At 71.0% G+C, this 7429-nt stretch carries 6 protein-coding genes; 2 read left to right on the top strand and 4 right to left on the bottom strand.

Annotation, left to right across the window (positions count from 1 at the left end; genetic code table 11):
* Positions 1–11: 11 nt before the first annotated feature.
* On the bottom strand, positions 12–959 hold the full coding sequence (locus CAP_RS43010) for an oxidoreductase (RefSeq protein ID WP_044252538.1): 948 nt from the start codon (positions 957–959) through the stop codon (positions 12–14).
* 165 nt (positions 960–1124) lie between these two features.
* Here CAP_RS43010 and CAP_RS46885 point away from each other — a divergent pair, with 165 nt between their 5' ends.
* On the top strand, positions 1125–2273 hold the full coding sequence (locus tag CAP_RS46885) for an alpha/beta hydrolase (RefSeq protein ID WP_052376939.1): 1149 nt from the start codon (positions 1125–1127) through the stop codon (positions 2271–2273).
* Between the two features lie 105 nt (positions 2274–2378).
* Here CAP_RS46885 and CAP_RS43000 read toward each other — a convergent pair whose 3' ends face one another.
* From CAP_RS43000 to CAP_RS42990, 3 genes are all read right to left on the bottom strand, one after another.
* Positions 2379–2873 carry a YybH family protein gene (locus tag CAP_RS43000; protein WP_052376938.1) on the bottom strand — a complete coding sequence of 165 codons (495 nt, stop codon included), beginning with the start codon at positions 2871–2873 and terminating at the stop codon, positions 2379–2381.
* A gap of 58 nt (positions 2874–2931) precedes the next feature.
* Positions 2932–3279, bottom strand: coding sequence for a VOC family protein (locus CAP_RS42995; RefSeq protein WP_044252533.1), 348 nt, complete (start codon positions 3277–3279; stop codon positions 2932–2934).
* Positions 3280–3468: 189 nt separating this feature from the next.
* Positions 3469–5280: a glycoside hydrolase family 15 protein gene (locus tag CAP_RS42990; protein WP_044252532.1), complete on the bottom strand. Its 1812-nt coding sequence runs from the start codon at positions 5278–5280 to the stop codon at positions 3469–3471.
* Between the two features lie 420 nt (positions 5281–5700).
* Here CAP_RS42990 and CAP_RS42985 point away from each other — a divergent pair, with 420 nt between their 5' ends.
* The gene (locus tag CAP_RS42985; protein ID WP_231512033.1) at positions 5701–7338 is read left to right on the top strand and encodes a sigma 54-interacting transcriptional regulator; all 1638 of its coding nucleotides are present in this window, start codon (positions 5701–5703) and stop codon (positions 7336–7338) included.
* The last annotated feature ends 91 nt before the right edge of the window (positions 7339–7429 follow it).

The following is a 7429-nucleotide window of genomic DNA, read 5'->3' as shown; positions in this document are numbered from 1 at the left end:
CGCCCCGCCCCTCACCCGAACCTCACCCCCGTCCACCCCTCGCTCTTCTCCCACAGCCTCTCGGCCAGCTCCCTGTCCACCGCCCACGGCCTCACCCCTCCTGGCCCCTGGAAGTCCGCCGCCACCGCCTCGGCGATATCCACGTCCTCGCAGTACACCCCACCCATCCCATCGAGCTGCTTGCTCACCGCGCACCACACGCTCGTCGCCGCGCCCTGCTCCACGTTCTTGACCCCCCCCGGCGTCACCGCCGCCACGGTCGCCTTCAACTCCTCCTCCGGCAGCGACCGCACCAGGTCCGTCAGGATCGCCCCTGGATGCACCGAGAACGCCCGCACCCCCTGCTCCTCCCCGCGCGCATCCAGCGCCAGCGCGAACAGCACGTTGGCCGTCTTCGATTGACCGTACGCGACCCACTTGTCGTACGCCCGCCGCTCGAAGTGCGCATCCTCCAGGTCCACCGAAGCCCGCCGGTGCCCTCGCGACGACAGCGACACCACCCGCGCCCCCTGCGCCTTCTGCAGCGCCGGCCAGAGCCGCGCCGTGAGCTGAAAGTGCCCCAGGTGGTTCGTCGCGAACTGCGACTCGAACCCCCGCGCATCTCGCACCAGCGGCGTCGCCATGATCCCCGCATTGTTCACCAGCATGTGGATCGGCCGCCCCGACGCCAGAAACCGCGCCGCGAATGCGTCCACCGACGCCGGCTCGAACAGATCCAGGCTCTCGATCTCCACCCGCTCCAGCCCTGCCAGCCCTGCCCGCGCCTTGTCCAGGGTCCGCGCCGGCACGATCACCGTCGCGCCCGCGGCCGAGAGCGCGCGCGTCGTCTCCAGCCCGACGCCTGCGTACCCCCCTGTCACCACGGCGATGGCTCCATCGAGCCTCGTCTCCCCGATCACCTCGCGCGCCGTCGTCTCCGCACCATAACCAGAACCTATGGACTTCTGCTCCGTCGTCATGCCCCACACCTAGCGCATCGAAGCGGCCACGAAAGAGCGTGATTTCATCCTATGTCCCCCACCACCAGGATCAGCGCCGCCCAGCCCGCCCCCGCCTCCTCCGCCTCGAGGGCTCCGGGGCCGTGTCGTAGGTCGAGCGCGCGGCACCGTGGTAGAAGGGGAGCCATGACCCGGCCGACCTCCCTGGCGAAGGCGCGTCCCTGGGGCCTCGCGTGCATCCGAGCCGCCCGGGTCGCGGTGCTCGCCGGGGCCGCGTTGCTGCCGGGAGGGACGGCAGCCGCGGACGTGCAGCAAGCGGAGGACGAACAGGTTCCTGCAGGCGACGTCCTCTCTGGCGTGGAGGCGACCGAACGCACCGCCGCGCCGTCTGCAGACGAGGGCGTCGAGAAGCTGCCGGGTGAGGCAGCCCCGAAGCCTGCTCCTGACACCACCCGGTGGTGCGCGCCGGAGCTGGACACCCTCCCGCACGAGGTCTGCGCCTACACCCCTGAAAAGGAAGCCCCGGGCCCCCGCACCCTCCTCATCTTCCTCCACGGCGTCATGCAGCCGGGCGCCGGCTGGCAGTGGACCCAGCAGCGCGCCGCGGTGCGCATCGGCGCGCGTCACGGCTTCTCCGTGCTCACCCCGCGTGGCAAGCCCGGCATCGGCCCGAAGGGCATGGAGTCCTGGTGGGCCTGGCCCACGGCACATGCCGCCCAGCAAACGCACGAAGACGCCCTGCTCGACCAGTGGACCACCGCCCGCGCCCACCTCGAACAGCGCTCCGGAAAACCCTTCGACCGCGTCTTCATCTTCGGCTTCTCGAACGGCGCCTACTACGCCACCTCCCTCGCCCTGCGGGGCCGCCTCCCTGTGCAGGGCTACGCCGTCTTCGCGGGCGGCTCCGGCGCGAAGTACCTGGAGCTGGCCGGCGCCAGGACCAAGGGCGAAGCGCGGGTCCCCCTCTTCGTGGCGTGGGGCGGCAAGGACAAAGCGCACCGCGATCAGGAGGCACTCACCCGCCTCCTGAAGCGGCTGAAGTGGCCCACGGCCTCCATGGGCGCCCCGCGCGCGGGCCACACCGTCACCGACGCCCAGGTGGAGCAGGCGGTCGCATTCCTGACCGGGGCCCGAAAAGGTCCAGCAGCCACGCAGGCCAAGGGCAGCGCGCAGGGCAAGAACGCCGCGCAGTCCAAGGCGGCCACGCATCCCAAGGCGCCCACGCAGCCCAAGGCGCCCACGCAGCCCAAGGCGCCCACGCATCCCAAGGCGCCCACGCATCCCAAGGGCAGCAAGCAGGGCAAGGCCACCCCGCAAGCCAAACGCGCCCAGTAACGCGAAGGCAGCAACCAACGCGCAGCCTCCGCACGCGGCAAGGCTGCCCGGTAGCGCCCAGCGGCATCACCGAGCACGAGAGCTCCCTGCCCGGCGTACGCGCAGCTACGGCTTCAAGTCCACAGCCGCGCGCTCACTCCCGTCCATGTAGAACGGCGTCGACTGGTGCTCGTGCGTGATCCGCCACGCCCCATCCACCTTGCGCATCCCCATCGTCGTCCGCACCCAGATGTCCGTCGCCTCCCCGCTCGTCCGCGCCCCTGCGATCCGGACCAGCCCATGACAGAACGCCACATCCTCGCTGCTGGTGATGCTCAGATCACGCACCTCGTACGTGATCGGCCCCTCGAACGTCGCGTACCACCCCTCGGCCCCTTCCCTGTCCTGACCGCGGATGCTCAGCGGCGGCGCGAGCCCGAAGATCACCGCATCGCTCGTGTAGTGGGAGACCGACGCCTCCACGTCCTTCGCGCGCACCGCCTCCACCCACGCATCCATCAGCCGGCAAACATCGGCATCCGCGGCCGCATTGCTGGTGGTGCTGGTGCTGGTGCTGGTGCTGGTGCTGGTGCTGGTGCTGGTGCTGATCGTCTCGTTCATCACGCACTCCCTCCTTCAGGGGCATCTCCAGCGCCCCCTGGCGCAGCGTGAACAGCGCTCACCCCGCCCCTTGCGGCTCGGCGAGCACGATCTGGTTCCCATCGGGATCGTTCACGATCGCCGTCTTCACGTAGCGCGACGACGTCGTCGCCCCGATCATCACCCCCTGAGCGCGCAGCGCCTCGAGCGCCCGGTCCAGGCTCTCCACCACCAGGGTCACCGACGACGACCCTGCGCGCGTCGCATCCTTGAACACCTGGATCCACCCACCCTCACCGAATTTCCACTCGGCGAGGTCGGCCATCGGCAGGGTATCTGCGGGGCGATCGAGCACCCGCTCGTACCAGGAGACCGCGACCGCGAAGTTGCTGACGGCGATACCTGCGAGCGCGTTCTTGATGGTCATGGAGCTATCCCTGAGCGAGGCCCCCTGCGGCCCCGCGCTCCTGCGCACAGGCCCGCCCCCTCGGCGTCGTCACCGCCCGGCGCCTGATCGCGGGTCGCATTTGCGGTCAGGTTGGATGCGCCAGCCTCGCGGCCGTTGCGCGCCCCTTGCGCGCCCCTTGCGCGCCCGACGCGCCTCTACCGGCGGCCCTCAGCGCCCCCCGCAGAGCGGCGCGGGAACATGGGGCACCGAAAGAATCCGCGCCGTGTTCACCAGCGCCGTGTGGGACAGCGCCTGGGGAAAATTGCCGAGGAACCGCGCGTGCTTCACATCGTACTCCTCGCTGAGCAGCCCCACATCGTTCTGGAAGGACAGCAGCCGGTCGAACAGCCGGCGCGCCTCATCGAGCTGCCCCAGCAGCGCCAGACAGTCCGCGAGCCACGCCGTGCAGGCAATGAACGCCCCCTCCCCTGGCGGCAGCCCATCGGTCGCCGGGTCCGGCCGGTAGCGCAGCGTCAGCCCGCTCTCGTCGGTGAGGTCCGCCTGGATCGCCGCCACCGTCCCCGCGATGCGCGGATCCTCGGCCGGCAGAAACCCCACCAGCGGCACGAGCAGCAGGCTCGCATCGAGCGCATCCGTCCCGTAGTACTGCGTGAAGCTGTTGCGCCGCGCATCGAACCCGTGCGCGCAGACATCCGCGTGAATCGCCTCCCGCACCTCCTTCCAGTGCTCCACGGGCCCTGGCAGCCCGAAGCTCTCCGCATCCCGGATCGCCCGATCGAACGACACCCACGCCATCACCTTCGAGTGCGTGAAGTGCCGCCGCGGCCCCCGCACCTCCCAGATCCCCTCATCGGGCTCCCGCCACCGGAGCTCCAGGTGATCGAGCAGCGCCCGCTGAAACCCCCACGTCTCCGCGTCCAGCGTCACCCCCAGCCGCCGCGCGTGGTGGATGCAGTTCATCACCTCCCCGAACACATCGAGCTGGAACTGATCCACCGCCGCATTCCCGATCCGCACCGGCGCCGACCCCTCGTACCCCGGCAACCACGGCAGCTCGATCTCCGTCAGCCGCCGCTCCCCGAGCACCCCGTACATGATCTGGAACTGCGCCGGGTGCCCTGCCACCGCGCGCAGCAGCCAGTCGCACCACGCCTGCGCCTCGTCCTGGTAGCCCGACTCCATCAGCGCCAGCAGCGAGAACGTCGCATCCCGCAGCCAGCAGAACCGGTAATCCCAGTTGCGCACCCCTCCCAGCGCCTCCGGCAGCGACGTCGTCGCCGCCGCCACGATCCCCCCGCTCGGCAGATACGTCAGCGCCTTCAGCGTCAGCAGCGACCGCAGCACCGCCCCCCGGAAAGGCCCCTCATACGTGCACCGCGCCGCCCACGCGCTCCACCACGCATCGGTCGCATCGATCTCCGCGAACGGATCCAGCCCCGCCGGCGGCGCCTCCGTCGAGGGATGCCACACCAGCACCAGCCCCGTGCGCTCCCCGGCAGCCAGCCGGAACTCCGCCCGCAGCACCGCCTCCCCATCCTCCTCGATGGTCATGCCCACCCCTCCTGCCCCTGGGTAGAGCGAGAGCGCATCGGGCCCTGCCAGCGCCGTGATGCACGCCCCGTTCACGCGAATCCAGGGCAGCGTCGCCCCGTACCCGAACCGGATCTTCAGCTCCATCCGCATCACCACGCTGCCGGACACGCACTCCACCACCCGCACCAGATCCGGATCCCGCTGCCGTGGCGGCATGCAGTCCACGACCCGCACCACCCCCTCCTCCGTCTCGAAGGTCGTCTCCAGCACCAGGCTCCCCTCCCGGTAGCGCCGGTGAGCCGCGCGCACCGCCCCCTGCGGAGCGATCTGCCACCGCCCGTGCCGCTCGTCCCCGAGCAGCGCAGCGAAGCAGGCATCGGAGTCGAAGCGGGGAAGGCACAGCCAGTCGATGGATCCATCGCGCCCGACGAGGGCTGCGCTCTGGGTGTCTCCGAGGATCGCGTAGTCTTCAATGCGCGCGGGCATGCCTGCTTTCGGGTGGGTCCAGTAGGTAATCGGCACGTGACCATAGCACCACGCGGGTTGAACGCTGCCTCCATGAAGCCGGAGCGGTCCCTTCCCTTCACGCAATGAGCTGCGCCCCCGCCGCCCCTGCGTCTATCGTCGACCGCCGCCCCCCCTCCCGAGGGCTCGGACCACCCCCTGAATGCCGCGGAGCGACAGCAGCTCTCAGCAGCTCTCACCAGCAGCGCCCACCAGCAGCGCTCGCCAGCAGCGCTCGCCAGCGGGCAGCGCCAGCCAGCCGTCGAGCGCGCTGTCACGCCCGCGTTACGGTGTCACACCCGCGTGACATCGTGTGTCATGACCTCGTAACACCGCGGCCCGGCCATCGCCCCGAGGCCTCCGGTTGACACCCTCTCCTGCGGCGTGGCTACCATGCGGCCCATGGTTGGCGATCAGGCAGCGTCCCTGACGCTGACGAGCTTCGATCAGGGCAAATCCCTGCGGCTTCCCAGCGTCCGGGTCCTCGTCACCCTCCCGGACCGCCGCGTCCTGGAGACCCAGGTCGGCATGTCCCCCCTGGTCTTCGGCACCAGCAGCGAGTGCGACGTCGTCGTCAGCGACCCCCTCGTCTCTCGCCGCCACTGCGAGATCCGCCTCACCGAGCGCGGCGTCCTCCTGCGCGACCTCGGCAGCAAGAACGGCACGCTCATCCAGGGCGTCCCCATCCTCGAAGCCCTGCTCCCGCCTGGCGTCGTGGTCACCGTCGGCACCTCCCAGCTCACCGTCCGCCCCACGGGCACCAGCGCCGTCCTCCCCCTCTCTGCCAGCACCTCCTTTGGCCGCGCCCTTGGCCAGAGCCTCTCCATGCGCGCCCTCTTCGCCAAGCTCGAACGCGCCGCCCCCACCGACGAAACCCTCCTCCTCCTCGGCGAATCGGGCACTGGCAAGGAGCTCCTCGCCCGCGCCGTCCACGAGAACAGCCGCCGCAGCGGCGGCCCCTTCGTCGTCGTCGACTGCGGCGCCATCGCCCCCAGCCTCATCGAAGGCGAACTCTTCGGCTACGTCCCTGGAGCCTTCTCTGGCGCCACCACCACCAAACCTGGCCTCCTCGAACTCGCCAACCGCGGCACCCTCTTCATCGACGAGATCGGCGAGCTCCCCCTCGACCTCCAGCCCAAGCTCCTCCGCGCCCTCGAATCCCGCGAAGTCCGCCGCCTTGGCGCCAAGCAGTTCCAGCCCTTCGACGCCCGCATCGTCGCCGCCACCCACCGCAACCTCCGCGTCAAGGCCACCGAGGGCGCCTTCCGCCAGGACCTCTACTTCCGCCTCGCCGTCATCGAGTTCCACGTCCCCGCCCTCCGCGAGCGCCGCGACGACATCCCCCTCCTCGTCGAGCGCATCCTCGAAGCCCGCGACCCCCCACGCGCCCTTGCCGACCTCCCCCCCCACGCCCTCCCTCTCCTCCAGGCCTACGACTGGCCCGGCAACGTCCGCGAGCTACGCAATGCCGTCGCCCGCCTGGTCCTCTTCCCGGAGCTACTCCCCGAGCTGGCGGGCCCCTCCCGCACCGGCAGCGTCACCATGCCTCCCGTCGCAGGCCTGCGCACCGCCCCGCCGAGCAGCCCCGGCATCCTCGGCCCAGCCAGCGGCCCAGGCATCCTCGGCCCAGCCAGCGGCCCAGCCAGCGGCCCAGGCGCAGACGCACCGAGGAGCGCCCGCCCTGGAGGCGCCCCGCCCAGCGCACTCCCACCCGCGGGCGGACCTCACCCCGACGCAACGAAGGCGGCTGCCCCCCGGGACGCATCTCCCCCTGGCAGCGCCGCAGACCCGAAATCGGCCACCGACCCCGCAGCAGACCACGTCGACCTCGACGGCTTCGCCGAGAAGCGCCTCGGCCGCCTCCTGGATCTCTCCCTCCCCGAGGCCCGCGAAGTCGTCCTGGAGGAGCTGGAGCGCAGCTACGTCGCCGCCAAGCTCCGCCAGCACGGCGGCAACATCTCCCGCGCCGCCGATGCCATGGGCGTCTCCCGCCAGCTCGTCCACCGCCTCCTCGAACGGCACGGCATGCGCGCAAAATGAAGCGCGACCGCGTGACGCTCACGCGCGACGGCCGCGAGAGCACAGGGGCCGACCCCCTCATCACCGGCACCCTCCCCCGCCCTGTGCCCAC

This window comes from Chondromyces apiculatus DSM 436 (assembly GCF_000601485.1).
Taxonomy (GTDB): domain Bacteria; phylum Myxococcota_A; class Polyangia; order Polyangiales; family Polyangiaceae; genus Chondromyces; species Chondromyces apiculatus.
The sequence above is the reverse complement of the archived record's forward strand: the minus strand, read 5'-3'. Positions and strand labels throughout refer to the sequence as shown.

Excerpts from the sequence above, each read along its gene's own strand:
- CAP_RS43010 (WP_044252538.1), bottom strand. The coding sequence starts at position 959 with ATGACGACGGAGCAGAAGTCCATAGGTTCTGGTTATGGTGCGGAGACG.
- CAP_RS46885 (WP_052376939.1), top strand. The coding sequence starts at position 1,125 with ATGACCCGGCCGACCTCCCTGGCGAAGGCGCGTCCCTGGGGCCTCGCG.
- CAP_RS43000 (WP_052376938.1), bottom strand. The coding sequence starts at position 2,873 with ATGAACGAGACGATCAGCACCAGCACCAGCACCAGCACCAGCACCAGC.
- CAP_RS42995 (WP_044252533.1), bottom strand. The coding sequence starts at position 3,279 with ATGACCATCAAGAACGCGCTCGCAGGTATCGCCGTCAGCAACTTCGCG.
- CAP_RS42990 (WP_044252532.1), bottom strand. The coding sequence starts at position 5,280 with ATGCCCGCGCGCATTGAAGACTACGCGATCCTCGGAGACACCCAGAGC.
- CAP_RS42985 (WP_231512033.1), top strand. The coding sequence starts at position 5,701 with ATGGTTGGCGATCAGGCAGCGTCCCTGACGCTGACGAGCTTCGATCAG.